The 24,950-nt window shown below is 41.2% G+C and carries 17 protein-coding genes and 1 tRNA gene; 5 read left to right on the top strand and 13 right to left on the bottom strand.

The features are described 5' to 3' along the window. Nucleotides 1–60: 60 nt before the first annotated feature. Together ASG16_RS15000 and ASG16_RS14995 are read left to right on the top strand one after the other, a co-directional pair. On the top strand, nt 61–636 hold the full coding sequence (locus ASG16_RS15000) for an NAD(P)H-dependent oxidoreductase (RefSeq protein WP_082517326.1): 576 nt from the start codon (nt 61–63) through the stop codon (nt 634–636). 270 nt (nt 637–906) lie between these two features. Beyond that, on the top strand, nt 907–1,437 hold the full coding sequence (locus tag ASG16_RS14995; RefSeq protein WP_056496677.1) for an ECF transporter S component: 531 nt from the start codon (nt 907–909) through the stop codon (nt 1,435–1,437). A 416-nt stretch (nt 1,438–1,853) separates the two neighbouring features. On the opposite strand, the gene ASG16_RS14990 is transcribed toward ASG16_RS14995, so the two are convergent. From ASG16_RS14990 to ASG16_RS14955, 7 genes are all read right to left on the bottom strand, one after another. Then, nucleotides 1,854–3,242: an SMEK domain-containing protein gene (locus ASG16_RS14990; protein WP_056496680.1), complete on the bottom strand. Its 1,389-nt coding sequence runs from the start codon at nt 3,240–3,242 to the stop codon at nt 1,854–1,856. A 543-nt stretch (nt 3,243–3,785) separates the two neighbouring features. After that, nucleotides 3,786–4,397 (bottom strand): GNAT family N-acetyltransferase, encoded by a 612-nt coding sequence (locus tag ASG16_RS14985; RefSeq protein WP_056496683.1) that lies wholly within the window; start codon nt 4,395–4,397, stop codon nt 3,786–3,788. A gap of 348 nt (nt 4,398–4,745) precedes the next feature. Next, nucleotides 4,746–5,510, bottom strand: coding sequence for a hypothetical protein (locus tag ASG16_RS14975; RefSeq protein ID WP_056496686.1), 765 nt, complete (start codon nt 5,508–5,510; stop codon nt 4,746–4,748). A gap of 594 nt (nt 5,511–6,104) precedes the next feature. Continuing rightward, on the bottom strand, nt 6,105–8,051 hold the full coding sequence (locus ASG16_RS14970) for a DUF3732 domain-containing protein (RefSeq protein ID WP_056496689.1): 1,947 nt from the start codon (nt 8,049–8,051) through the stop codon (nt 6,105–6,107). After that, on the bottom strand, nt 8,048–8,530 hold the full coding sequence (locus ASG16_RS14965) for a three component ABC system middle component (protein ID WP_056496692.1): 483 nt from the start codon (nt 8,528–8,530) through the stop codon (nt 8,048–8,050). Before ASG16_RS14965 ends, ASG16_RS14970 begins: the two co-directional genes overlap by 4 nt. Next, the gene (locus ASG16_RS14960) at nt 8,530–9,714 is read right to left on the bottom strand and encodes an ABC-three component system protein (RefSeq protein WP_056496695.1); all 1,185 of its coding nucleotides are present in this window, start codon (nt 9,712–9,714) and stop codon (nt 8,530–8,532) included. Before ASG16_RS14960 ends, ASG16_RS14965 begins: the two co-directional genes overlap by 1 nt. 1,150 nt (nt 9,715–10,864) lie before the next feature. Beyond that, nucleotides 10,865–12,196 (bottom strand): MFS transporter, encoded by a 1,332-nt coding sequence (locus tag ASG16_RS14955; protein ID WP_056496698.1) that lies wholly within the window; start codon nt 12,194–12,196, stop codon nt 10,865–10,867. 270 nt (nt 12,197–12,466) lie between these two features. Here ASG16_RS14955 and ASG16_RS14950 point away from each other — a divergent pair, with 270 nt between their 5' ends. Together ASG16_RS14950 and ASG16_RS14945 are read left to right on the top strand one after the other, a co-directional pair. Next, nucleotides 12,467–14,179 carry a LytS/YhcK type 5TM receptor domain-containing protein gene (locus tag ASG16_RS14950; RefSeq protein ID WP_056496701.1) on the top strand — a complete coding sequence of 571 codons (1,713 nt, stop codon included), beginning with the start codon at nt 12,467–12,469 and terminating at the stop codon, nt 14,177–14,179. Next, nucleotides 14,154–14,897, top strand: a complete 744-nt coding sequence (locus ASG16_RS14945) for a LytR/AlgR family response regulator transcription factor (protein ID WP_056496704.1) — start codon at nt 14,154–14,156, stop codon at nt 14,895–14,897. The genes ASG16_RS14950 and ASG16_RS14945 overlap by 26 nt, the downstream gene beginning before the upstream one ends. Before the next feature lie 283 nt (nt 14,898–15,180). Here the strand turns inward: ASG16_RS14945 and darG are convergent, their stop codons facing one another. The 4 genes from darG to ASG16_RS14925 form a co-directional block, all read right to left on the bottom strand. Then, complete coding sequence (gene darG, locus ASG16_RS14940) at nt 15,181–16,230, bottom strand: type II toxin-antitoxin system antitoxin DNA ADP-ribosyl glycohydrolase DarG (RefSeq protein WP_056496706.1); 1,050 nt, start codon at nt 16,228–16,230, stop codon at nt 15,181–15,183. 283 nt (nt 16,231–16,513) lie between these two features. After that, nucleotides 16,514–17,875 (bottom strand): type II toxin-antitoxin system toxin DNA ADP-ribosyl transferase DarT, encoded by a 1,362-nt coding sequence (gene darT / locus ASG16_RS14935; RefSeq protein ID WP_056496709.1) that lies wholly within the window; start codon nt 17,873–17,875, stop codon nt 16,514–16,516. A 963-nt stretch (nt 17,876–18,838) separates the two neighbouring features. Further along, a tRNA-Ala gene (locus ASG16_RS14930) sits at nt 18,839–18,914 on the bottom strand. 170 nt (nt 18,915–19,084) lie between these two features. Then, nucleotides 19,085–21,679, bottom strand: coding sequence for an Ig-like domain-containing protein (locus ASG16_RS14925; RefSeq protein WP_056496712.1), 2,595 nt, complete (start codon nt 21,677–21,679; stop codon nt 19,085–19,087). 183 nt (nt 21,680–21,862) lie between these two features. Between ASG16_RS14925 and ASG16_RS14920 the strand changes: the two genes are divergently transcribed. Then, nucleotides 21,863–22,504, top strand: coding sequence for a YdcF family protein (locus ASG16_RS14920; RefSeq protein ID WP_056496717.1), 642 nt, complete (start codon nt 21,863–21,865; stop codon nt 22,502–22,504). On the opposite strand, the gene dnaI is transcribed toward ASG16_RS14920, so the two are convergent. Together dnaI and ASG16_RS14910 are read right to left on the bottom strand one after the other, a co-directional pair. Further along, nucleotides 22,481–23,413, bottom strand: coding sequence for a primosomal protein DnaI (dnaI, locus tag ASG16_RS14915; protein WP_056496720.1), 933 nt, complete (start codon nt 23,411–23,413; stop codon nt 22,481–22,483). The two genes, ASG16_RS14920 and dnaI, sit on opposite strands and share 24 nt — an antisense overlap. A gap of 15 nt (nt 23,414–23,428) precedes the next feature. After that, complete coding sequence (locus ASG16_RS14910; protein WP_056496721.1) at nt 23,429–24,868, bottom strand: replication initiation and membrane attachment family protein; 1,440 nt, start codon at nt 24,866–24,868, stop codon at nt 23,429–23,431. Nucleotides 24,869–24,950 lie beyond the last annotated feature (82 nt).

The raw sequence follows: 24,950 nt of genomic DNA, 5'->3' as shown, positions 1-24,950 counted from the left end.
TACAGTTCAGTTTACCACGATCTGTCGGTTATGGAATCAACTCTACAGGGGGATATGAAAATGAACATTCTCGTTATCATCGGACATCCAGATCCCGAGAGCTATTGCTCTGCGTTGGCGCACGCCTATATGAAAGGAGCTAAAAGCAAAGCAGCACAGATTCGCACCATTGATTTGAGCCAAATCTCTTTTGACCCGAATTTGAAGTACGGATATCGGAAAAGAACGGAGCTAGAGGATGACTTAAAAGAAGCGCAGGACCTCATCCGTTGGGCGGATCATCTGGTCATTGTCTATCCGACCTGGTGGGGCACGATGCCCGCTATCTTGAAGGGGTTTTTCGATCGTGTCTTGTTACCAGGATTCGCCTATAAATATCGGGAGGGTTCGCCACTCTGGGATAAGCTGTTAACGGGTAAAACCGCGCATGTGATTGTGACGATGGATACCCCATCTTGGTACAACCGCTTGATCTACTGGCAAGCCGGGCACCTCGTGATGAAACGCAACATTTTGAAGTTTTGCGGGATTAAGCCTGTGAAGGTTACCGAGATCAGTGGGGTGAATGCCTCGGCGGAGGAAAAGCGCAAGAAGTGGCTGGAGAAAGTGAAACAGCTTGGGGAGAGGCTAGCCTAAGCATACGTGAAAAAGCCGCACCAGAGCGACAAAACAAAAACTCAAGCCTATTTCTGCTTGAGTTTTTCCTGTTGCCTTACTTTTCGAGGTGCTTTTGCACACTTTCCAGAAACTTGATGCGGCTATATGCAGGGCCGCCTTCCAGCAGCGGATTCGCTAGTTTATCCCGTTGGAATGATTTACCTAGACAAATAAATCGTGCAAAGTGTATTTATTATGTGGCTGATTCTGAGTATGATAATAGTAAAATTATAAGAAAGAGGCTATCATATGGATTCTACTTTTTCACCAAGAAAAGCAACAAAGACGAAGACCTTAGTTATTAACGCACTCTTTATCGCTTTTACACTCGCAGCCACCATGTTTATCAACCTGAGACTCCCGATCATGGGTAACGGTGGCCTCATCCATCTCGGTAACGTGCCTCTTTTAATCGCCGCTTTTGTGTATGGCAGAAAAACAGGAGCTATCGCAGGCGCTTTTGGTATGGGCCTCTTTGACCTTATCTCTGGTTGGACAGCGTGGGCGCCGTTTACCTTCGTAATCGTAGGTGCAATGGGCTATGTAGCTGGCCTCATCGCTGAAAAGATGCCTGGCAATCGGGTATTTGTGTACGCACTCGCAGTTGTCGCTGCATTGGTGATTAAGATCGTGGGCTACTACTTTGTTGAGGTTATTCTTTACGGGAACTGGATTCAGCCGTTTGGCTCCATTCCGGGGAACGTTTTGCAGGTGGTTGTAGCAGCGGTTATTGTCATCCCGCTGGTGGGACGCTTGAAGAAGATTGTAGGGCAAGGGTAGTGTGAATTATTGTACCACCTGACATGTATTGCTTTGTTTTACCTTAGGTCTAAATTGAATCCGTTAAATATTTTAAAGATGTGTTAGCAACATTAAAAACGCTCAGGGCATCCTAGATGCTTATGAGCGTTTTTTGAAAGTTTAGAAGAACTACTTCTATTCGGATTAATTCTTGAATTAACCAAGAGTTTAGACAGATTTTCATTTAATTTCGGGAGAAGTGGCACAAGAAGAGTAGTGGCCACTACAGCAGAAATGATATTGTCTGAAGACTTCCCCTTACTTGTTAATAGAATGAATCGTATTAAAACTATTTTTCCCCTTCCCAAATAATACCTATGGAGAAAATATTTTATTATTTATAAATAACTATAAACATTGAATCATATCGGTTTTTTTATATGAAGCAGTTGTATTTAGTATTGTTCGAAATAAAAGATTTCAATATTACTCCTTTGTTGAAGAATTGATAATGATTTCTTTGTTGTACAATCGACTCTACTCAAAAAGATAATATGAAATCGATTTTTAAATCCAGCAAATACTTTACCATCAAAACTTACGGTTTCTAGTCCTCCAGTTAAGATCTCATTTATCTCATCCATATTTAATTGGTCACTAAAGAAAATCAACGACATCATCTTTATCTTTAGACTCTCAATGATCCACTTTTCTTTAGTATCAACGAAAACATATAACCCGAAGGATTCGTTAAGATTATTTAGTAGTTCAATTAATTTATCTTCCTTGTCGTTAATATTCTCGAAATTAATGACTTTGTTCACAGTCTTGTATTGGTTTTCTATTTCCGGAAGATCTACAAGAAAATACTTTTTCAAAATCAACAAATTTTCATTATATTTATCAATTAATACATTAAGTAATGAATGTAAAATAAATTGAAACGATTTACCAGTAGAGGTAAGTATTTCATACTGCCCTTTAAAGAATATCTCCGCGAGCATATCAAATTGAAATTTTTCCAATTCTAAATATTCTTCGAAAACAACTTTTAATGCTGAACCTTCCTGAACGCTTGCTATTAATTGAATCATTTTTGTACTACAATCTTCTTCCATGTTATATAAATCCCGGAATTTTACAATGTATTCCCCAGCAAACCCTCCACGTGTATAACCATGCTGCCAGCTTTCTTCTTCTAGTGCAATAAACTTTTTAATACGTTTCTGTGTCCTCTCAGCAAGCAAATGTCCAATTGCTCGAAGATTCGGCTCTGCTATTGTTGACATTTTAGTCATAATATCTTGCAATGCAGTTTGCATATAACTTGTATGCCCTAACTGTTGCTCTAATAACGATAAAATTTTTGATCTTTTTGTCTCATCTTTAATTCTGCTAATATCCCTCATTAAGGTATTAATAGTCATGAGCCCGTTTTGGTAGGAAAAAAATTGATTGAAAGGGGCTTCAATCTTTCGCTTGCGGTTAATCTTCTCGGTACTTAGTACAAATATTATTAAACCATTTGGATATGATGATAATAAATTGTATTTATTAAACATTGCCAATGTATGCTTAATTTTTTTATTATCCATTTGAGAAGTTACTTGAATAGCAATCCCAGCTATTGTTTGATCTCCTAAATCAATACCAGGATAATTTATAGAATTGTGATTCAAATCAACAAGCTCATATTCATATATCAAATTTAATAGTTTTAATACCAGCCCTTCCGAAACTTTATTAATATCAAAATATGATGAGTAACTACTTATTTTAATCTTGGCTGCCCATACTGCGAGAAGTTCGGCAATACGCATATCTTCCTTTTGTCTGTTCAACACTTTTCATGCTCCTGACATTAAATTTAGTTTTACTTAAATCTAATCCACTTCCTGATTAAGCATAATATGAATATTTAAGTAAGTGTAATTGCGCTTTTTAACATCTGGTGAAAAGGCTACGTTTGTAAAAACAACATAAGACCAATGTGTTAATTGCTTTGTATCACAGATGTGTTCTATTTCAATTACATTATTTATATAATTCCCCTGTACTCAAGTCAAAAGTCAGTTTTCTTTTCAGTGATAACGAAGAAAAAAGATATAGTTATGGTATCGAGTTACCTCTTAAATCATTTATTGTAAGCCAATACTGTATAAAATTGTAACAACCCAAAATTCTCCTGAGTCCCCTTAAATCAGCAACCATTCTCGCTTACAGCAGCTAGTAAATATCATAGTAAAACCCGATTTGGCAAGGCTTAAAACATAAAAATCGCTCAATAGAATCTCGTGAGCGATCTTCCAAAACATAATCGAGCTTTTTGCGTGATATCATATGCTATATGTTTACTAAAATCTCCATATATATTAAACCCTAGAATATTACTCTTTAGATGAACCCTTTACGTATTTCAAAGACAGAAAATGATTGATTCCAATTTTTTTAGCTCTTTTTAAAGGGACAGGTTTTCGCTTATATTCTTGGAACCCTAGCTTTTGGTATAGCTTCATAGCGGGAATATTCGTATCTGCTACCTCTTCAATGAGAAAATGTTCATACGGGGTATTTTCCATAATATTACAGAGAATCGCCATTGCCGCTCCCTGCCCTCTGAATTCGGGAGCCGTTCCGACGAAATCGATCGAGCATTTGACGGGCGAGGGATCTGCCAATGTAGCTTCAAATTCTCTTTTTAAAATGAGTCCGGCGAGGGTGCCTTTATAGAGTCCCAGATGCTTTCGCAGCTCTTTTGAATTTAGTTTTACCGAAGTTGCAGTGCCATCCGTACATGCGGCCATACCAGCAACTTTGCGATCATCCGTTACCGCTACATAAAATTGCTTCAAAACGAACATGTGAGCAAAAGCTCTTGCAACGGTTTGCTTGTCATTGGAAAAAAAGCCAAGCCACTGCGTGAATCCCTCCGCAAAAATCTGAGACATTTGCTCTCTTGCATCGAATTCTACTTGATCCGCCCTGATCACTGTAAACATGTCCGGTTATTCTCCTTCCTTGTATAGAAAAGAAGTGAGGATGAAGCGAGAAGGCATCGTGAAGTTGCTTTTTCGCATCAATTTCATCATAGCTAGGCCGTGAAGCCTCGAATAGAAAAATATGACCATTTCGTCTGGGTCCCCTGAACGGAATTCGCCAAGCTCCTGACCTTTTTTGATAAGTTGGGCAGTAGCGCGGAACATGTTGTCACTCAGCCGGGCTACCTCGGTTTGTTTGACGCTTGTTCCTCCGCCCGATAGAAACGATTGGGCCATTCCGAAAATTTACAAACTTCGCGGAAGAATTGGTTCGACTAACTTATATCTACTCTCTCAATTAGTATTTTTTTAGCGTACATTCTTAATTTTTTCGATGATGGAAACTATTCTTTTCGCAGCACTTAAGGCATTTTCCTCAGTATCACATTCGCTTGCCTTTATCCTTTCAAAGTGAACCCCTTCATGTAAAAGCATTGTTGTTCTAGTGTGTGCTTCAGCTGGAGTCTCTTGATGCACTGTGTCTCCATCAACCTCAACAACTGCAACTATGCCATCTTTAATAATTACAAAATCGGGTTCAATTCTTTGGTATGTAGTTCCACCCTTTATGAACACTGGAAGCGGAGCGAAGGATACCCCTAATTTTTTCAAAGCTTTGTAAAATTTTATTTCTGCTTGAGACCTGAACAGTAATCCATCGCAATTTCTTGAAGCGATATTACTAGACCTTACTCTTCCTTGATTGGATATGTTACTTCCGTTTAACCAAGTATTCGCTTTTGAACGCCAATCTTTATCATCAGATAGTATCGGTGAAATAGTTACTCTTTCAAAAAAAGAGTCCCCAGAATTAATGACTGATGACAGCTCATCTTTTATTTTTTTTTCGATTTCCTCAGTATTTTCTTTGATTTGAACATATAAATTAATTGGCAGCTCCAAAAAAAGGGTGTAGTAATAAATACCACCATTCCAATTATCATAGTCAGTTTGTTCTACTCTTGCGGACGAATTTGCTAATACAGCTACCTCTCTGGCTAAGCCTTCCATAGCAAACATTCTCACGATAGTTGCAAGCTTTGATTCTATTTGTCCAATAAAGAGATCTGACATATCGACCCTCTCCAACCAATTATTTTAAATAATAGTTTTGCAACACATTATTTCACTACCTATATTTTACATCAAGAAAACAAAAGAGCCACCTAAAAGGTGACTTCAGATGCATTTATACTGTCTTTGTATTCCCAGAATTCTCCTTTATCATCTTTTCGTGATATCATTTGGTTTCCACAGCGTTTACATTGCATTTGTTATTGTGACAGAGTGTAATTACTTGCTTTGGAATAGATTTTACCACAGATATTTGCAAAATTATTTCAACTAGTGCCTCACAGTTGATCACTCTAACACCATTCGATTTGATTCATCAAACTTGTACAACTTCTGTAAAATCACTATTGGTGACTATCCAAGCTTACCGCTCCTACTACGATAAAATCATTAGAATAAATATTAAAATGCTGACAAATCCTACTCTAAACTCCAAAAATACTCATCTTGCTTATCCACAAAAGCAAATGCAAATTCATCGAACAAAAACCGCTGAACCTTGAACTATAGCATACAACCCTCAATGAGTTTTTGAATTGAGTAACATTCATATATTAAATCCTCTATAGTACTAGTGTATCTGTTTAATTGTGATTAGTCCTTCTCTGGCCATCCAATAGGAATCAGCCCATCGATCCCTTTCTTCCATCTCTTTTTAACTGCTTTTTTGTACTCAGGATGGTTTTTAAAATAAGCATGCTCTATTACTATTACTTGGAGCGATTCGCCGCGGCTAACTTCTTCGAACAGCAAATTAAAATACTGTAACAAAGCCCTTGTATCATTGTCACGCTCTTCTCCAATTTCGATGATCTCAGGCTCATCTTCAGATGGAAAATAAGGACGACTTAATTGATCAAATAATAATACTCCCGGAACAGGTCGATTCAATTCAGCAAAATGTCGATGTAATGCAAGCAGTATTGAAACATGGAGACTTAAATAGTTTTCATCTGAGCCTACATCTCTCATGTATTCGATACGAGTTGGTAACGAGACACCAACTTTGAGATCACGAAAGTTTAAATAAATTGGATTATCCTTATACCTATTCTCAAACGGAAGTTTAGAAATGATCTCCTTTGCAGTATTTGCTATTCTTCGTTCAGCATTTTCAAGCGCTTCTTTTTTCGATTCAATATCTAGTTCTAAAGTTAGTTCCTCTATACGCCTTCGTAATGTAGAAATCTTCGAAATAGATGTCGATGAAGTTTCCACTGCTACTTTATTAACTGAATTAAGATAAAAATTCACAACTCCTACCAATCTATTTCTTCTATCTTTTAAATCTAATCCTGCCTCAATATTTTCGTTTTCCTTTATAAGAGAAGCTATCTCATTCTGAATTATTGATATTTTCTCTTCTGTAGAGCCTAAAAGTTCTTTCAAATAGCTGATGTATTCATCAAGCTTAGGTCTTTCTTTCTCAATATTATTTAAATCCGTTTGGACTTTACTTACAGTTTCATTTATCAGTTTTATTGGTTTAATCTCATCATTGAGATTTTGTTGGCACAGAGGACATGAACCTGGTTCAATTGGATTTTTAAATATACTTATGACATCTAGTCGCCTTTTCTGGTTACTAATAGTGTCTTCGAACTCATCAGCAAAATGTATTGATTTTTTTGCATAATTAATTCGTCTTTTAATTGAAATGGCCTCATTCTGTTGAACACTTAATTGATCATATAACTCAGACAACTTATCTTCTTCAGTAGAAGACTGTAATGTAGGATTCCATTGTGCAATATTATTTAGCTTACTAAGTACGGTTTCTTCAGTAGCCCCGAAAGATGGAATTTCACAAAGGCCTAGCTGTGCTGCTTGATACAATAAAGTATGGGCTTTAATACTTCCTAAAATTTGCTCATCCTCAGTACTGTTTTTTTCAATACGCTTTAGCTGCCTTCTTAATAGTTTTAATTCAACTTCCTTTTTCATAGTATCTTCATCAATAATTCCAAGATAATATGGTAATGCATCTATAATCGTTTGTCGTTTTTTATAATCATCAAGTCCTCTTAAGAGAGAAATTTTATTAATAATAATATTATCGTCTTGTAATAATAAAGGCATTGCACTCCTTATAGTAACAGCCTTGCGCTCCCTTAATGATCCAAAAACTTCACTTTTAACATTTCCAATTCCTATTAGTCGTTCAAATTTACTAAGTGCTCCATCTAAATTTGTTGAAGAAGGAATTTCGTTTGCTTTGTTAGGGATATTCACTACTTTCCCTGTAAGATAATGCATTTCACTACTCGATACATAAGGAGCTCTTGGTACCTTTCTAAACATAGCATGTTCAGTTTCATCTTTCTTCCATAAGACACCTACCCAAGCTACACTTCTTCTAACATATGTAGGAATATGACACTCACTTGATCCTAGAACATAGTCAATAATTTCAGGAATTGCTGATTTACCTGTTTGTGAATCTCCAGTTATTATATTTACTTTTTCAAGATCAAATGTTATTTCATTTCTTCTGCCATCATGACTATATAAAAGTATCTGTCGAATATTCCATCTCTTCATAACGTTAACCCCAAACTGTTTAAAATACTAGAAGTTGAATTAATTTGTGATAACCAAACCCCTAACTTCTTGGAGACATTCATCATTTCTTTAACCTCATCAGAAGAACTATTAATCCGACTTTTATAAACTCCTCTGTTGTTAGAAAGGAGTTTACCATTTTCTTGAATGGCTAGTATATCATTTGTGCAACCAAAAATAATGGAATTTCTTGTTAAATTACTGCATTTATTTATTCTAAAATCAAGATTGATTAAAACGTTCTGCTTTCTAGCAATCCAAGTATACAATCCAGTCCCCACATTTGTTCCTTTGAATTCATCACGTATTGATTTAGATAATATTAATGGGAGTGGTAAGAAAATCAAAGGGAAAGGGCAGCCACTTTTCTCGTTTTCTTCATATCCTTGTAAGAATGACCATATTACCAATGACCCGAGAGCAGGATTAGTAATTGAAAATACGTCAGTAGAAATCATCAATCATCCCCCAATAATTCTTCATATCTAGGGTGCCAACCAACTTTCAAATCTTCTGATAGTTGCTGGAATGAACCGTGAATTAAAAAGTGCTGTTTCCATTCACTTCTAATTGGATGAATGTGCAAGTGAGAATCCTCATGAATCCATTCAAGCAATTTTAGACCTTTTTTTTTGCATAGATCTTCTGATTCCCCTTTTAAATCTTCTTTCATTGGTTCATGTCGATATGCCCAAGTTTCTATTAATTGGAAATCGTATTCTTCAAGCTCCATCGCAGTAAGCACATCGTCCTTAATCCATTTTTCCCTTTGATTTCTGGCCCTCCATCTTGCTACCGCTGCTCTTTTTTTTCTACTATCGCCTCCATTGACTAGATCAATTTGCTTTTCCATAAAACCACCTAACTCCGATTGAATTGAAGTTGGAGTTAATTTTGAATAATCATCTGGAACATTGTTATCCTGAAATTGAGCTATTAAACTTTGAAGCTGAAACAGAAGTTCTGTTTTGCTAATTCCTGAAGAAGCATTAAGCATCCTATTATCCCACCACTCCAGCAATCGCTGTGCAATGAGCGGTCGCACTTTTTTTATTACCATTTGACTTAGTTGATCAATAACTTGGTCATGAATATCAAAAATATTAAAATTATCGGGGCGAACCGTAATTTTGTCTAACAACTTTTTGCGTTGGTGGGGAGATAATTTTAAAAAGGCTTCACAGCCTTGGAATCTTGTTTCGTATGGTAGTTTTTTCTTCTGATCAATAACTGCTTGTTTCCTTGCTGAAATAACAGCTTTCGCTTCAGATTCCATTAAAGTAATAATATCTACTCTATCGGGGTCGCCATTTACCAGTTTTACCAAAGGATCATTTTGGGCAACAGTATCTCCAGTAACAAAGAACAACTCATAATTTGCAGTGTCAGCATACTGTGACCATATTCTAATAGTTTTCCAAAAACCATCGTTCTTTATCGTAAGACGCTCGGTTTTACCAGTACTATGCTTTAATTGATACAGCTTAATTTCTTTACCTTTGAGTACAACATCATCATCAGATTCAACACTGACTTGATCAAAATCATCACCTGCTTCTCGCCACAATACCAATAGAGCGTAAAGTGGCTGAAATCTATACCCCAGCATTGGTGCTTGCGCGGAGTGAATATTTGTTGACAAGACTAATCGCCACCTTTTAATTAAGTTGCAAGACTATAGAACTACTTTAGTTTTCACGTTTCGTCAAAATAACACCAAATCCTTCCAAACAAACGTTCTTTTTGTCGTAATACCCCTGATTTTAGTTACATATTATATACCTGAAGCCTATTAATGATAGATTGTTTACTTGATCAGTGCACATGCAAAGTACCAAACACAAGCAAATGTGTTCGGCACTTTCTTAATCAATCATCTATTTAATTTAAGGAGAAATAATCGATGAACGCACACCACAATGAAGATCTGAAGAAATTGATTACCAAGACATTAAAAGAACGTCAGGATAACTATATCATCCATGAACTGTTTTCCAATTTCCGATACCAATAGAACTAACGGAGGCTTCCGTGCAACATTAAAAACCATCAAAGGTATTGAAGTCGGCAAAGTAAGACAAATTACTACACTACTTAAACTTGCAAAGCTTCTTACTATTCACTGTGCGACCATTACTCATTTGAACTTCAAGGGGATGGAAATGATATATCTAATCTACTGGAACCTTAAGTAAGACATCAAACTCAGGAATATTTTATCTGATTATTCCTAAATACAAAGAACCATACGCAAGGAGAATATGTCTATATGCCCCCTCTATGCCACACTCGTTCATCCAGGAGAAGTTTTCCTCACTGTATGTAATCTAACGTTGCAGCACTTCTATCATATATTTCATACAATCCTCCCAGTGGAGATTCGACTCCATCTGCTGAAGACGAGATGGTCAATAGTCGTTTACTTTGAATATAGGTGTAGATACGCTTTACATCGGTCAAAATCGAACGCGGAGATAAACTACGATAAATATAAAAAAAGCTCTTCAAGTCTTAGGATTTCACACCGCGATTCGTTACTATGGTTTCTAGTCCCATAGTCTTGATCTTTCCGATTTTTTAGGATTAACAGTGACTATAGTCCAATTTGCAGTTAAAAAAACGCTTGGAAACCCAAGCGTTTGGCGACTTCTATATGGTGAAGCATAGTTGGATCGAACCGCTGACCCCCGGCACATCTACTTCTGTACCGAGTTGACGGATCGTTGTTGATTTGCATCTTTCAGTAAGCAATCGCTACTAGCACCGAAGTTTGGAAATGTCAGTTCCCCTAGCTATTGATTAGAAGCATGCTTGTCCTTTGCAGTATTCAGCTCAGCTTCGATCTGGGAGTTTTTCGACGACTCACCCATACGCCAGTAAACGAGGAGGCTTATGGCAATACAAGCTGCTACATAGTAATAGAAGAGAGACTCGTTTCCGATGCTTTTGAACCATAGCGCGATGAACTCCGCTGTTCCTCCAAAGATCGCAACGGTCACCCCGTATGGAAAGCCTACGCCCAGCGCGCGAATGGCGGTAGGAAACATCTCGGCTTTTACGATCGCGTTGATGGACGTATAGCCGGTAACAATGATAAGACCAGACAGCATCAGCAAGAAAGCGACATATGGGCTAGTTGTTTGTTCCAGGAGCAAAAACATCGGTACGGTCCACAATGTTCCAAGAATACCGAACCCAATCAACAGCGGGCGCCGTCCAATTCGGTCGGACAGCATACCAGCAAGCGGCTGCAATACGACGAATACGAGCAATGCGGTAAAGTTAATCCAGCTGACTACTTCTTTCGGCATTCCTACCGTAATCACCATGAATTTTTGCAAATAGGTCGTATAGGTGTTAAAGGCGATAGTTCCTCCGAGCGTAAGGCCGACGACTGCCAGCACTGCCTTCGGATGCTTCATCAGCTCTCGAAGCGTACCCGCCTTCTCTTTGTTTTTCGACTCCATTTTGGTATACTGCTCCGATTCGTCCATACTGCGACGCAGCCACAACACGGCTACTGCGCCAAATGCTCCGATGATGAAAGGAATTCGCCAACCCCAGGCCATCATGGCTTCTTCCGGGAGTATTTGCTGCAGGATAATTTGCACACCCAATGCCAACAATTGTCCACTGATCAGCGTGACGTACTGGAAGCTAGAATAGAACCCTCGGCGACCACTAGCAGCCATCTCAGACAGGTACGTGGCAGATGTTCCGTATTCCCCGCCAAGCGAAAGACCTTGGAGCAAGCGGGCAAGAACGAGAATAATAGGAGCAAACACGCCGATGGTTTCATAGTTTGGTGTTACTGCAATCACCAGAGAACCACCTGCCATGATGGTAACAGACAGCGTCAACGCGGCTCGGCGCCCATGACGGTCAGCGTATCGGCCCAGGAGCAAGCTCCCGATCGGTCTCATTAAAAATCCAATAGCAAAAACAGCGGCAGTATTCAGCAACTGGCTGGTAGCGTCTCCTTTTGGAAAAAACTGAGACGAGAAATACACCGCAAAAGCTGCATATACGTACCAGTCGTACCATTCAATCAGGTTCCCCAGTGAACCTTTAAAAATGTTGCTTGTGATTCGCCGCGTATTTTCACGATCACTCGATGGCTTCATTGCTGCCCCCTCCTTATGTTTGACCCGAATCCATCCGCAATTGGGATCGTTTAACCGCTTACAAATGAAACAATGCTTTGAAAGGGTTTACATATTTACCCGGATGGATTCTCGAAGAACTGTCTTTATTCTAAGTTGTTTGTTTTGCTAGAATCTATTGAATACTTCTGAATATGCAAAAACAGTATCCGAACTGCCGAAAAACCCAATTGAGTTACATTGATTTTTCGACCGGATCGGGCTACCCTTTTCCATAGGGAGGCGGCTGTTATGACAATCACTATGCTTCTGGGACTGCTTGAAAACATCTCTGTAATTGCAGTCATCGCCCTTATCATCGGCCAACTAGATTACTTTCGGAACATCGTGTACGGGAAAAACAACTGGATGCGGATCGTGATCCTCTCTACGCTGTTCGGGTTCCTGTCGGTTATCGGAACGGAGAATGGGCTACGGGTCAATGACGCACTCGCCAATACGCGCATTGTCGGTGCCGTCGCTGGCGGATTGATCGGGGGGCCTGTCGTCGGTTTTTTTGCCGGCCTTATAGGAGGTATTCATCGCTATTCGCTAGGTGGATTTACCGCATTCGCCTGTGCCATCTCGACCGTAATGAACGGCTACTTGGCCGGGATCGTAAGTACGAAAATGAATATGCTGCGATTGAAATGGCAGCATATCGTACTGATTGGCGTTACAGCCGAGCTCATTCAAAAAGTTATGGTGCTTCTCATGGCCAAGCCTTTTTCTGCGGCACTCGAACTGGAAGTAAAAATCGCGATCCCGACTACGATTATGACCATTGCAGGACTGTTGCTTTTCACGCGCGTTTTCCAAAATCTCAAAATGATGCAAGACCAATCCGGCGCATTGGGGGCAGACCTGGCCTTGTCGATTGCAAGCCAGACGTTGCCTCATCTGCGGACAGGGCTAAATGAACACTCTGCGAAAAAAACCGCCGAACTGATCCGTGAAATGGCCAGGGTGGATGCAGTCGCCATTACCGATCGCGAAAAGCTGCTCAGTGCAAAAGGCCATGAACTGGAGAAACATTTGCAGAAAGAGACGCTGTGCGCACAAGTAGCGGAGGCTGTTTTGACCCACCCTACAGGGGTATGGTGCGATAAAGATTTTGCTCTTCCGCGTCCGCCTCGCCTAAAATCGATCAGCGCCGCATCGTTGTATCATCAAAACCAGAAAATCGGGACGTTGCAATTCTACTATAAAACCTCTTCCTCCAAGACGTCCCAGACCAACGAGAAGCTAGTGGACGGCCTCGCTAAGCTGCTGTCGGTCCAAATTGAACTGGCGGAGATCGAGCATCAAGCGAAAATGCGGAAGCAAGCTGAGGTGAGCGCCCTGCAAGCACAAATCAATCCGCATTTTCTGTTCAACACCTTGGGGACGATTATGTCCTATTGTCGTACAGACCCTGATCAGGCGAGAAACTTGATCGGTCATTTAAGCGACATCTTCAGGCGCAATTTGAAAAGCAAGGGAAATCATCACAGCTTGCAGGAAGAACTGGACGGAATCAAGTCGTATTTGGAAATCGAGAAGGTCAGATTTAGCAACCGATTAAAGGTGAACATGGAGATCGACGAATCTCTGCTGGAACGCAAATTGCCTGTCCTGACTTTGCAGCCGATCGTGGAAAATGCCATTCACCATGGGCTTTCTCCAAAAGTTAGTGACTGTCTGCTCACGATTAGAGTGGAACCGTACGACCATGAAGTGAAAATCAGCATTGAAGACAATGGAGTTGGAATCAGTGAAGAGCGTTTGGCCGATATCTGGAACAGCCAATCGAAAGGGATCGGCCTTGTCAATGTCCATTCACGGCTGCAATCCATTTATGGCAAAAAATATGGCCTCACGATTCAAAGCCAGCCTGGTTTGGGAACAGTAGTATCCTTTGTCGCTCCGTTATCCGTATTTGAAAAGGAAGTGCATCCAGATGCTCCTGAAAACGATCATCATTGATGACGAGCCAGCCATTTGTTCCGAATTGGAATATTTGCTGAAAAAATATATTGATATCCAGGTGGACGCAATCTATACCAATCCCTTGGAAGCATTGCCTCATATGATCAATTCCGAGCCTGATTTGCTTATGCTAGATATTCAAATGCCCGGGATGAATGGGCTTGAATTTGCCAAAACATTGAATCAGATGTCCAATCCTCCATTGATCGTTTTTTCGACCGCCTATCATGAACACGCTCTGGAGGCTTTTTCCACGCTGGCTGTGGGCTATTTGACCAAACCGATCATGGAATCGAAATTGGACGATGTGATCCAAAAAGTGAGGACACTGAGGAACCGATCGGTCATGAATGACCGCACCGCGACAGTTCCCCTGATGGAAGAGCATATCTGCATCAGGAAGACCAACAAAATCATCCCGATCCCTGTAGGGCAGATTTACTTTGCATTTGTACGGGAGAAAGATTTATATGTTGCGACAAAAGAGAGTATCGACAAGTGCGATTTGTCCTTAAATGAGCTGGAGGAGATTTTGAATCGGTCCCGCTCTTTCTTTCGAAGTCATCGGAACTATATTTTGAATGTGAAGCATATTAAAGAAATCATTCCTTGGTTTAATAATACGTATTTGATTAAGATGAATGATGATAGTCAGACGGATATTCCTGTTAGTAGGGGGAGGATGAAAGCGTTTCGGGGGTTGATGAATTTGTAATTTTGTGGAAAGAAGGATAGACGGAGCGGGGAGAGGCTAGCTTTTCGCTCCGTTTTTCACAGAAGTGCGGTATATTACAAAAAAGAAAAAACGGCATCTCTGCCACTTAGGCTAAAATTCCCCCCTCTTTGTTAGGTATAACCACTTTGAGATTATATCTATCATGCCTTCCCCTAAACGAGTTAAGTTGTTCGAGGAAGAGAGTAGAAATTCAACATCCCCACTTTTATGTAAATAGGAGATGAATTGCTTAAACGGAACCAATTATATTCTCATTCATCATTCATTTGTAATTCACAAAAGTTGACATCTCACTTTTTATTCTCTCGTGCAAACTAATAATTTCGGAACTCTTAAAAATGTAGTGATGAGTTGAGTTCCATTTTGATATATTCTCCAAAAGATATTCATGCCCATCAGATTCTGACATTTTCAACGTCTCCCATAAAACGATAGAAAATAATTCCATCCCAATTTCACTTCGATATCCACGAATAAAGTTAATTATTGAAGCAGTATTTTCGTCAATTTGCTTTTGAATATTTGCTATTTTTTCTAAAGACAAGTACTCATTATTGATCCGAATCACTGATTTTTTGTTCGAAATAGAATATACTTCCAAATAGTGATCTTGTAATTTTTTTAGTACCAAATTTAACTTTTCGGAAAAGGGGCCGTTCTTCGAAGGAATAAACTCTAATCCTAGTTTTTGTCCTTGTACTTGCATTAGATAGGCTAATTTTTGAATTTCATTTACGGTTATTACATAATTATCAGATGTATATGAACCAAGTAAACTCAAAAGTAAATATCTTTCTTTATTTAATGTAGGTTTTATTTCGCTATTATTCTTAATCTTATTGGAGCTACTACTGGTTTTATCTTTTGGCTCAAAAATTGTAATGTCGATATTATCAAGTCCAGAAAGAGCATTTATTATTTTTGGCTTAACGACATCCCAATCTAACCCTCCATTACCACATCCTAACGGAGGAATAGCTATAGATTGGAGTTTCAATTTTTTAATTTCGTCTACAAGTGTGATAAGTCCTATTTCTATATCTTCTATAATTGAGTTTGTTTTCCAATGGCGTTTAGTGGGGAAATTTATAATGTATTTCGGACCAAAAAGATTTTCTGTAGCAATAGATTGTATAACTCCTGGTTTTATAACTCCAGCATCACATGCTTTTCTATACTCAGAATAAACGTGAGGATATCTTTTTTTAACCTCGAGTGCTACTCCCTTCCCCATTACGCCTACACAGTTAACTGTATTGACTATAGCATCAGCATTTGATTCGAAAAGATCGCCTTGTTTTAATGTTATCATTACTTGCACTTCCCTAAATTAGTATTACCAATTTGCTTTAATAGCGGTAAGTAAATTAATCTAATAGTTTGGTAAAATACTTCAACCGGTGTTGTCATCATCTGGTTAATTACCCAAACTTAATTTATCCAGAGCAATTTCTTTATTTCTGTAAGCGAGTGCATAATCCTTGAAAGTTCTGGATATTTATTGTCAATGCACCACCATCACCCATTACACCTACACTGTTAACATTATTCACACCTATATTAGCTTAATAATTAAACAAAAACCAGTTTCAGCTCTAGTATTGTCCAATCTCCCTACTAATATCCTTTATGAATCTAGGAAGTTTCATTTTCACATTAAAGAACCAATTTGTATCAATTGACTTAATATCGGCCAATGATATCGCGATTAACATAAACAACTCATTTTTATCTACACCAAGATCAACTAGCTCTTTTTTACTTCTTCCCTGTTCTGGTCCAAGTATATCACCAATCAAGTCATGGTAAGCGACTATTAAACATATTTTCCGAATTTCATAGTCGGATAATTTCCGAAATTCATCGATTAGTATTCTTTCCATCATCTTTAATGAATCAGCTGGATGATCAGCATAGGCTTTTTGTATACCATTCTTCCATTTTGAATGAGGACCTTTACCAATATCGTGAAAATATGCCGCGAGTTTCACAATTAACTGATCTACTGAATTAAGATCTTTATAAAAACTAACTGTGTCTAAATTTTCTACTACCTCGCTAGTGTGCTCACAAACTTTATTGCTATGCACTTTATTATCAGTTTCTAATTGATGTATACCATCCAATTCAGGAATAATACTAAAGTTACTTTTTATTTTTTCAATTGCATCCTTCACATTTAAGAACGATGGGTTGCTTGCTTCTTCTGCAGACCGTTTTTTAATAATATTCTTGGTAATATGTTCGAAATGGGCTTTTAAGAACTGTGGACCTGTGATAAGCGTTTCATCTTTTCTATGTTTAAATAACTTTCTATCTTTAAAAAAGAATTTCGTATAATAGAAAAAAGGTGAATAACTAATCTTAGGTGGTTTTAAGTCATTATCCTTAAAAAGTTTTAATATTTTCTCCTTACAAAGTTCATTGAAGACAATAAAGCTATCTATCCACTCTAATGGAACATTATTTAAAACTAATACCTCTGCCATTCTTGCTTGCGTTTCTCCCTTAGTACCGCTTCCCCAACTCTTACTATCAATCAATTTCCAATTCAGTTTATCCAGATTTTTCGGATCGCTATAGAAGTTAGGGAGTAGTTCGGTGTTCGCTGCTGCATCAGTAAAAACCACATTATGCTCCATTAGTTTGTTGACTGATACAGCAATAAATATTACAAGAGGCTGATCGATATTCTTTCTATTCAAAACTGAGAGAAGCATCGGATTTCTAACCGCAAAATAGAATGGAACATAATCATGTATAGATCCATACGGGTGACAAGGAACATTAGAGTTACTTCTTCGTTCCTGTATTTCTTCATTAGCTACGTTTACATGTGTAATCTTTCTTCTCTTCTTTTCATTTGTTGAAATTAGACCATTTTCTATTATTGACCCTAGATTTTCAATGTGTGTAAAATGATAAAAATATCTATTGTTATGTTGTACTGGAATCATATTTTTCTCCTCATGTGGAATTGTAATATTCTTTCCAGAGTGCAATATTCAATTGCTAGGGAGCAAATTTCGCTTAATTTAAACTCACAAGAACTGAAAACTTGGCACAAGAAAGTTCAAGCTAAAGAAATGCAGATTCGTGGTTTGCAGACATAGAATCGATCAGATCAAGAAAAGCAATGGTTTTATATGTAAACAGAAGCACTTCATTTGCATACGGGTTGATTAGTTAACCAAGAGATCATATCGTGCAGATGTGAAAAAGGACGCTTTTATGGTACAATGGTTCCATATCACCGTGACAGGGAGTTTAAAAATTTAGCTTCTGATTGCAGGGGATGACAATATGACAACGCCACGACCATAGCACCTATAAAGTCATGTAAAGAATAGGAATCAATGCACTTAAAGAGCCTTAGCCATCTGGAACTATACGATCACATTATCTAGATTAAATAAGATATCTATAGTAATAATAGCCTATTCCTATTTCAAATTCCAGAAATTATTTCCAAATTTAACAAACAAAAAGACCACCTTCTATAAGCAGGAGCCTCATCTCAATCTAGTTCTATATACCTTACTCAAGCACCTTATCCGAATCCACCAGACCGCCAACCTCTCCCCCCATCCTACCAATGAACTGACTGATCCGCAATTTGAAGTTAAATCTTGATTCCGTTCCTACGGATTTCGATACCCCCAATGATCTTGCGAAGCATCAATTTCTTTTGTTGGGCTGAAGCCTGATTAAACACCTTGCTCCAGTTCAATAATTTGGTTTAAGCTAAAAATATAGCCCGAACTCAAAAGAATTCGGGCAGTCTGTTCTCTATATTAGGTAAACGTGCCTTTAAGCACTACTCCTTAAGCAACAACACACAGCACTCCACAACTGTCGTGTACGGGAACATATATTCAAAAAGAAAAACGACATCTCTGCCGTTTCCTTAATTGTTCTTATGGTGGACCCTATCGGGATCGAACCGACGACCTCTACACTGCCAGTGTAGCGCTCTCCCAGCTGAGCTAAGGGCCCATATGTATAGTACTTCCAGCGTATACCGCCTCAGTGAAATCAGTATAGCATACGCCCGCCGTACACTGCAAGCGAAAAAATCTGATAAATCCCCGTCCCAACTGAAAAAACCACGAAAAAAAGCCAACCGATCTCCACCGGTTGGCTTCCCTCTTTTCCCTATCAATCCACTATCTCACCGTCACCACAATCGGTGTCTTCTTCCCACCATATTGCACATAAATCGTCGCTTTACCCGACCCTGTCGCCTTGATCACGCCGTCTTTCACATCGGCTACCAACAGACGAGAAGTGGTCCAGAGAGCTGGCTTAGTGACATTTTGCTCAGAGCCATCTGCATACGTAGCGATGGCGTTCACTTGTTTCACTTCGCCCTTGCTCATCACGAGTTGGACGACATCTGTCTTCAAGTATTTCAATGTATCAACATCGACTGGGATCGATACGCTTTTGTCGTTGTATCTCGCTGTAACCGTTGCTTTTCCGTAGGTACGTCCTGTGATGAGGCCTTTGGTTACGTCTGCTACTTTGTAGTTGCTTGTCTTCCAGTCAGCCATGGAGGTAACATCCATGGTGCGGCCATCGGAGAAGGTAGCTGTCAAGGTTACTTGTACGTTGCTGTTCGACTTCGTAGATACATAACGCTTGTTGGCTTCCAGCTTGCTCACGATTCCGACTTCTACCGGGATGCTGATCGATTTGCCGCCGTATTTCGCGGTGATCGTCGCACGTCCGTTTGAGAGACCAGTTACGCGTCCGTTTACCACATCTGCTACTTTAACCGAGGACGAGGACCATTCTGCATCGCTGGTCACATTGTCCGAATTGCCAGCGGAGTCTGTTGCGCTCAGCTTGATCTCTTTTGATTCGTTGACGTTCAGGATCAGCAGGCGAGGATCAACGGAAAGATTCGTCGCTTGGTCTACTTCTACCGCAATCGTAACCGATTTGCCATCGAAGGTACCTGTTATGGTCGTTTTCCCTGCTCCTGTCGCTGTGATCTTCCCGTTCATTACCTCTGCTACAGCAGCAGAAGCCGAGCTCCATGTCGCTGTATCTGTTACATCCTTGGTCGTTCCATCTGCGTAAGCTGCTGTCAGCTTAACAGTTTCGGACTTGCCATTGCCAAGCACGATTTTTTTCTTGTCTACCGTCAATGTCTGCATGACGCCAACCGATACGGAAATGTTTACTGTGCGTGTTCCGTATGTAGCTGTTACTGTCGCTGCACCTGTCGACACACCTGTGATCAAGCCTTGACGCACGCTTGCTACGTTCGGTGCACTGGATGACCAAACAACTTTTTGTGTGACATCTTCAGCAGGCGTGCTTCCATCTGGATACGAAGCCGTTACCTTCACTTGCTTCGCGCCGCCCACCGGGATCGCTACTGTCGTGATATCTGCGGACAAGTTTTGCGGTACATCTACATCGACAACCAGTGTCGCTGTTTTCCCGCCGTATTTAGCGGTTACATTCGCCGTTCCAGCCTTGTAGGCGGATACCGTCTTACCGCTTGCAAATACGACATCTGCATTATCCGAAGACCACTCTACTTTTGAAGTGATATCTTCACTTGTTCCGTTTGCGAAGGACGCATTTACAACTACGTCTTTCGTTGATCCGCTTTTCATCGTCAGGAAAGCTGGAACGATATACAAGGAACGAGGTACTTCTACATCTACGCGTACCTGAACGGATTTGTTTCCGTATTTCGCAGTAATAACCGCTTCACCGGACTTCACCGCGTGGATTTTCCCGTTGCTGTAGTACGCAACGTCCTCGCGATCGGAGGACCATTCAGCCTTGTCATTCACAACTGTGGAAGCACCGCCATTAGCATAAGTTGCTTTCAGCTCGATGTCTTCTGCCTTGCCCACATTCATGAAAATGTTTTGCTTGCTGAGTTCCAGCTTTTGCGTTGTATCCACATCGACTTTGATCGTCGCTGTTTTTGTTCCATACTTCGCCGTAATGGTTGCGGTACCCGCGCCATAAGCCTTGATTGTGCCTTTGAGCGCATCGGCTACAGCAGTATTGTCTGAAGACCATTCAGCCTTGTCGGAAACGTCTTCCGTTACACTTCCATCCGGGAAAATGGCCTTGAGCTTGATTGTTTCTTCCCCGTTCAGCAAGAGTGAAACCTGGTTTTTGTTTGGCTCCAGTCTGTGGGCGATCTCGACGTTCACAGAGATCGTTGTCGTCTGGCTGCCAAACTTCGCTGTCACGGTACCAGTTCCTGAATTCAAACCTTTGATTGCACCGTTGACTACAGTCGCAATCGCCGGATTATCGATGGACCAGTCTGCTTGGGTCGTTACGTCTTCTGTTGTCCCATCGCTGTATACAGCTGTCAGCTTTACGTTTTCCGTGTTGCCGATCCGTACGTTCAATGATTGATCTTCTGTTGTCAGTGCCTTTACCTTTTTCGTTACGGTTACACCTACTACAACAGGCTTACCCATGTACGTAGCCGTTACGGTCGATTTCCCTACCGATTTGGCTGTAATCTGCCCCGCATATACAGAGGCGACATCCGCATTTTGCGTGGTCCATTCTGTCTTGACGGTGACGTCTTCCGTTTTTCCGCTCACATAAATAGCGGTAGCCGTCAGCTTGGTAGAATCTCCATTTTCCAATGTTACCTCATTCTTTGACAGAACGAGTCGGCTGATTTCATCGGCAGCCAATCCTACCCCTGCGTTCCCAGTCCCCACTAATAGCAGGACGGCCAGAAACAAGAGCATCGTTTTTTTCCAGAACATTAACTAGCCTCCCTCGCAAGTATGAAATTTGCTGTTCTTCGAAACCATTCCACCATTACTATATCGGCAAAGAGCAAGTAACAATTTACTAGTTTTTCGTGTCAGGCATATGTCGAGCTTTGTAACTAGACCTTATTTCAAACGTCTAAATAAAGAGAGCAACTACGAGGGAGAATTCAAAGAATGAAAAATCGAACGATAAACGCACAGCGTCCTTGCTGGCGCGGGATATGGATAGTGTTGGGGAGTATCATGCTGCTCGGTCTGATATGGTCGGGCTACAACTGGTATCGTATCGAACAGACGATTGAGAAAGCCAACGCACGACACGCAACCGTTGGCATTGTCCTCGGTGCAGCAGTCTGGGGTGAGGGACCTAGTCCTGGTCTGCGCGAACGTCTCGAACAGGCGGTGACCCTGTATGAAGAAGGCTATGTATCAAAGCTATTGGTCACAGGCGGCCTCGGTGAAGGCAAAACGATCACGGAAGCTGCTGTAAGCAGAAATTACTTGGTGGCCAAAGGAATTCCCGAAGAGGATATTTTGCTAGAAAGCAAGTCTACCAGCACATACGAAAACCTGCTGTACGGCCAGCAGATCTTGGAGGAACATCATATTCAAGACGCCCTGATCATCAGCCACGACTATCATTTGGCCCGTGCAATGGTCATGGCTGATTCACTGGGAATTGTCGCCTCACCTGTAGGGACTACGTCACACGTCCTGTTTGGACCGTATCATAAGGCGAGAGAAGTACTCGCCCTCACGTATTGGGAGCTCTCTCGCCTCTTTACACAAGTACTAGGAACGGTGGTTCTCGCGTAAAATTTCATAAACGTCGACAAAATGGCGGATTCGCTCCATGATGCGAGCCGCTTTTGTTTGTTCGATCCGATTTCCGTTGGAGATAGACAAATGCTCTTGCAGTTCACTCAGTGAGTAATTCGAAGTAAACAGCGTAGGCAAATGGTTGTTTGCCCGCTGATTCAATATAACCCCCAAAATCTCGTCACGAACCCATGGCGTCAAGTTCTCCGCGCCGATATCATCGAGGATCAGTACCGGTACTTCTTTCAGCAGCTCCAGCTTGCCCGCGTACGATTGATCCGAGATGGAATCCTTCATCTCCCGGATAAAGTCAGGCACATAAACCAGCAAGGAAGCGACGTTGCGCTCCGAGAGCTCACGACCGATCGCTCCCATGATGTAGCTTTTTCCAACCCCAAACGGACCGTGCAGATAAAGTCCTTTTACCCGCTCGCCTGTTCCGACTTTTTCACAGAACTGAATCGCGGCATCTACAGTAGCAAAATTCCCGGAGTCAATGACCAAGCCCTCAAAGCTCGCGTTCAAGGTCTCTTCGGATACGTAATAGCTGCGCATCAGTCGGCGGCGGCGAATCTCTTCCTCGTGCGACAGTTGCTTGGAACAGGGCGTCATCGAGCTGATAATATGTTGGTGTGCCAGCTCCAATTGCGTGCTATGTCCCTTGACCAAATTCGGGCATTCGCCAAGACCCGGACAACGCTCACACCAATACTGCTCCTTGACTGCCGTATAGATGTTGGAGAGCGAGCGAAGGTAATCGTCCCTGGTCAATTCGGGATGCTCTTGTTGAAATGCTTTTAAATAGGCTGACGAACGGAACATTTTATCTAACTGCTGATCCGGTGTCAGCAACTGACGCGGCGTTCGTTTGGCGAGCTCTTGCATGAACTCACTGATAGATTCCACGTTCCCTCACACTCCTTATTTCCGTTTTCGCAAGGTTTCCAGTCTTTTCTGCAAGTCTGGAAAATCCTGAATGGACTGTTTCTTTTCAGCGTCGGATGCGGTTTTTTCCTGCGACAACTGCCACTCGACAGAAGCTGGCAGCTTGTCCTGCAAGATAGCTCTACCGTTTCGTCTGACAGGGGCAGATTCCTTCTTGCCCGTTTTAGCCTTCTCGGCTGTTTGTGCCCGTTGATCCGCACGTTCGAGGATCTGCTTGACTGCCTCGTCAACTGTCGCGATCCGCTTCGCTTTCCAGCTATCACGAATCGTCTCCATGTACGCTTTTGGCAGCTCCATTTGCATGCTGGCTAGCGTATGGAGCAGCAGCGCATTGACGACTTCCGGCTGCATCCCATCCGCAAAAACAAGCGTTTCAGCCCGTTCCAAAAACACCTTGCTGATTCTGCCACCGACGACTTTTTCCAGCAGGGTCACCGGAGATAACTGGCGACAAGCACGGATAAAGGCTTCACTGCCTGGCTCTGGCAAGCGACCAGGTCCAAAGCCATCCCCTGTCGTGTCCGTTGCAGGCGTCGTTCGGTACAGCTTGTCTTCTGTGTAGCGTTGTACCAAACGCTTGCGCAAAACTTCTCCGTCCAAACTCCGATCCGATTTGTATAGCGTCCAATCACGCAGCTCCTGCCCCATCCCCCAACTGTCCAACTGATAGAAATGGCAAAGCGAGAACAACAGCTCCATGCTCTTGCCTTCCAAAACTTTGACCGAGTCGGCATTATCCGGCAAGTACAGGCGCAGTGAAGATACACTCAACGAATGGTTGACTTGTGCCTCGTAGCCAGATTTCATCGGAGCTTGCGGGAAGCTGGTGTCCATCTCGGTTAAAAACTGGTCGCGCTCCGATCCTTTTTTCACTTCCAGCTCAGATGGTTTCAACGACTGGAACACATCATGGAAGTCTTTCGTGACGTTTTCCACAATGGAGTATTCTTGATCCAACTGACTGCCAAGCGTATCTGCATAATGCTGGCGCAATTGCGAATAACGAACGTTTTCGATTTTGTTTAACAACATCAACGACAGCACATAGTCTGCAAAAAACTCAGCCGGACTAAGCGGCGGTTTGATCAAATACTCGTAATAATAGTCACGCTGCTGATTTTCCCTGCGGCGCACCTCGACTAGCCCGATAGCCTCCAGACGTTCACGCGCATCCAATAGCCGATCCAGAGAAAGCGAAGTCGTCAGCATCAAACTGCGATGGGTCCCCTCCGAGGAGGCTCCGCTCACTTCCTGCACGCCATGGACGAGCAGTTGGTAGAGAGCGTACGATTCGACACCGATGATCGGCAAATATAGCTGCGTAACAAAGCCCATTTCGGCAAAGCCAATCGGTCTTGCCATCCGCACCAGATAACGATCCTTCGGCAACAACTCGTTCCAAACTAAACGACGCATCAGATCTTTCCTTCCTGACAAAATTCGATTCTTTTATTATAGCACGACTCCCCATTCATTCGCGGAAAAATCAGTTGGAAAG

This window comes from Brevibacillus sp. Leaf182 (assembly GCF_001423865.2).
Lineage (GTDB): Bacteria > Bacillota > Bacilli > Brevibacillales > Brevibacillaceae > Brevibacillus > Brevibacillus brevis_C.
Note: the sequence above shows the minus strand (reverse complement) of the source record. Positions and strands in the feature narration are given on the sequence as shown.

What these genes read in the sequence shown, in the direction of transcription:
- ASG16_RS14950 (WP_056496701.1), top strand. Translation starts at nt 12,467, where the DNA reads ATGACAATCACTATGCTTCTGGGACTGCTTGAAAACATCTCTGTAATT.
- ASG16_RS14920 (WP_056496717.1), top strand. Translation starts at nt 21,863, where the DNA reads ATGAAAAATCGAACGATAAACGCACAGCGTCCTTGCTGGCGCGGGATA.
- ASG16_RS14965 (WP_056496692.1), bottom strand. Translation starts at nt 8,530, where the DNA reads ATGATTTCTACTGACGTATTTTCAATTACTAATCCTGCTCTCGGGTCA.
- ASG16_RS14925 (WP_056496712.1), bottom strand. Translation starts at nt 21,679, where the DNA reads ATGTTCTGGAAAAAAACGATGCTCTTGTTTCTGGCCGTCCTGCTATTA.
- ASG16_RS14910 (WP_056496721.1), bottom strand. Translation starts at nt 24,868, where the DNA reads ATGCGTCGTTTAGTTTGGAACGAGTTGTTGCCGAAGGATCGTTATCTG.
- ASG16_RS14975 (WP_056496686.1), bottom strand. Translation starts at nt 5,510, where the DNA reads ATGTCAGATCTCTTTATTGGACAAATAGAATCAAAGCTTGCAACTATC.
- ASG16_RS15000 (WP_082517326.1), top strand. Translation starts at nt 61, where the DNA reads ATGAACATTCTCGTTATCATCGGACATCCAGATCCCGAGAGCTATTGC.
- darT (WP_056496709.1), bottom strand. Translation starts at nt 17,875, where the DNA reads ATGATTCCAGTACAACATAACAATAGATATTTTTATCATTTTACACAC.
- ASG16_RS14995 (WP_056496677.1), top strand. Translation starts at nt 907, where the DNA reads ATGGATTCTACTTTTTCACCAAGAAAAGCAACAAAGACGAAGACCTTA.
- ASG16_RS14985 (WP_056496683.1), bottom strand. Translation starts at nt 4,397, where the DNA reads ATGTTTACAGTGATCAGGGCGGATCAAGTAGAATTCGATGCAAGAGAG.
- ASG16_RS14955 (WP_056496698.1), bottom strand. Translation starts at nt 12,196, where the DNA reads ATGAAGCCATCGAGTGATCGTGAAAATACGCGGCGAATCACAAGCAAC.
- ASG16_RS14945 (WP_056496704.1), top strand. Translation starts at nt 14,154, where the DNA reads ATGCTCCTGAAAACGATCATCATTGATGACGAGCCAGCCATTTGTTCC.
- ASG16_RS14970 (WP_056496689.1), bottom strand. Translation starts at nt 8,051, where the DNA reads ATGAAGAGATGGAATATTCGACAGATACTTTTATATAGTCATGATGGC.
- darG (WP_056496706.1), bottom strand. Translation starts at nt 16,230, where the DNA reads ATGATAACATTAAAACAAGGCGATCTTTTCGAATCAAATGCTGATGCT.